The sequence below is a fragment of the Staphylococcus sp. 231237_7MaSpsaltlick genome, assembly GCF_043107035.1.
This window is the reverse complement of record NZ_JBICNX010000096.1, coordinates 1-1971: the sequence shown is the minus strand read 5'-3', so window position 1 is coordinate 1971 and position 1971 is coordinate 1. Positions and strand designations below refer to the sequence as shown.

Sequence of the window (1971 nt, the reverse complement as noted above, 5' to 3'; positions counted from 1 at the left end):
GTTAAAAGCCCTCGTATATTAGACAAAGTTTCAAAAGAATTGAATAGAAAGTATACTTCTACAGAACTTTCAGAAATGTTAACCGTGAGCAATCAAGCAGAATCGCAATTGTTAAATATTGATGTTGAAAGCAAAAGTGAGGAAAACGCAGAAACGATTGCAAACAAAATTGCTGAAGTATTTAGCGATGAAGTTCCAGACATAATGAATGTGGATAATGTATCAATTTTATCAACTGCAGATAATACAACGGTACAAGTTGCACCAAAAACAATGATCAATTTAATAATGGGAGTAATCATTGGTTTGGGAATAGCACTACTTATTATTTTTATTAAAGAAGTGTTTGATAAACGAATAAAATCAGAAGAAGATGTTGAAAATGAGCTTGATATTCCTGTACTAGGTTCTATACAAAAATTTAACTAAGGAGGTATATGATATTGGCAAATAAAAAAAGAATTATTTCCCCTTTATATGTACATGACAAACCTAAAGCAACAATAAGTGAGAAATTTCGAGGAATTCGCTCAAACATTATGTTTTCAAATGCTGAGCAAGAAGTTAATAGTTTATTAGTAACTTCTGAAAAACCAAAATCAGGTAAGAGTACTATTTCAGCTAATTTAGCTGTCACGTATGCGCAAGCAGGATATAAAACATTAATTATTGATGGAGATATGAGGAAGCCAACGCAACATTATATTTTTGACTTACCAAATCATAGCGGTCTGTCGAATCTAATCATTGGTAAAAAGACGTATAGTGAATCAATAAAAGAAACAAAGGTTGATAATTTAGCGATATTAACTGCAGGGCCGACGCCTCCGAACCCTTCAGAATTGGTTGCATCGAATCAATTTAATGAAATTTATAATGAACTATTGAGACACTACGATTTTATCGTCGTTGATACGCCACCAATTAATACTGTCACAGATGCACAAATATACGCACAAACGATTAAAAATTGCGCACTTGTCATTGATGTAGACGAAAATAATAAATATGAAGTTAAAAAAGCGAAAAATTTGATTACTAAATCTGGAGGGAAAGTATTAGGTGCAATCTTAAATAAAATGTCGATAGATAAATCGTCAAGTTATTATTACTATTATGGAGATGAGTAAATATGATTGATATACATAATCACATAATAGTTGATGCAGATGATGGGCCACAAAATTTTAGTGCAGCTATTGAATTGCTCAAACAAGCTAAAAGTGAAGGTGTCATAGATATTGTAGCGACACCGCACCATCTACATCCGAGATATAGCAATGATATTCAAAGAGTAAAAGAAAAATTGAAAGATTTAAGTGAAAAGGAAGAAATTAAGCAATTAGGATTGAATTTTTATGCAGGACAAGAAATTAGAGTAAGCGATCGAATTATTAACGATATCCAAAACGGTAATATCGAGGGAATCAATAATTCAAGATATTTACTGTTAGAATTTCCTAGCAGTGAAGTTCCAAATTATAGCAAACAACTATTTTATGAATTACAGACTATGGGATATATACCTATTATTGCTCATCCGGAACGTAATAAAGCAATTACAGAGAATTTGGATATACTCTTTGAGTTAATCAATGGTGGCGCATTAAGTCAAATTACTACCTCCTCAATTTTGGGAGATTTTGGGAGTAAAGTAAGACGTATATCATTAAAAATGATGGATAATCATTTAACTCATTTTATTGCCTCGGACGCGCACAGTGCGACTAAACGTCCATTTGTAATGCAACAGTTATATAAAGAGAGAAAAATAAAAACTTATTATGAAGAATTAAAAACTTATTTAGAAAATGGGAAAGCGGTTATTAATAATGAAAGAATTTCCAAACAAATGCCAACACAAGACTATAAGCAGAAAAAATGGTTTGGATTTTTATAGAAAAAGTGAATGAGGGGATTAAAAGTGGTGAGAATTTCTGCGCGATTACGTTTTTTTTTACTGATTATTAT

The 1971-nt window shown here is 31.5% G+C and carries 3 protein-coding genes; all 3 read left to right on the top strand.

Annotated elements, in window-relative coordinates; genetic code table 11:
* A partial coding sequence (locus ACF91D_RS30010) for a YveK family protein (RefSeq protein WP_392438376.1) occupies nucleotides 1–429 on the top strand: 429 nt, incomplete at its 5' end.
* Between the two features lie 14 nt (nucleotides 430–443).
* On the top strand, nucleotides 444–1130 hold the full coding sequence (locus ACF91D_RS30005; protein WP_325962928.1) for a polysaccharide biosynthesis tyrosine autokinase: 687 nt from the start codon (nucleotides 444–446) through the stop codon (nucleotides 1128–1130).
* A 2-nt stretch (nucleotides 1131–1132) separates the two neighbouring features.
* Nucleotides 1133–1900 (top strand): tyrosine-protein phosphatase, encoded by a 768-nt coding sequence (locus tag ACF91D_RS30000; protein ID WP_392438374.1) that lies wholly within the window; start codon nucleotides 1133–1135, stop codon nucleotides 1898–1900.
* Nucleotides 1901–1971 lie beyond the last annotated feature (71 nt).

Coding starts and splice junctions, on each gene's coding strand:
- ACF91D_RS30000 (WP_392438374.1), top strand. CDS start 1,133: ATGATTGATATACATAATCACATAATAGTTGATGCAGATGATGGGCCA.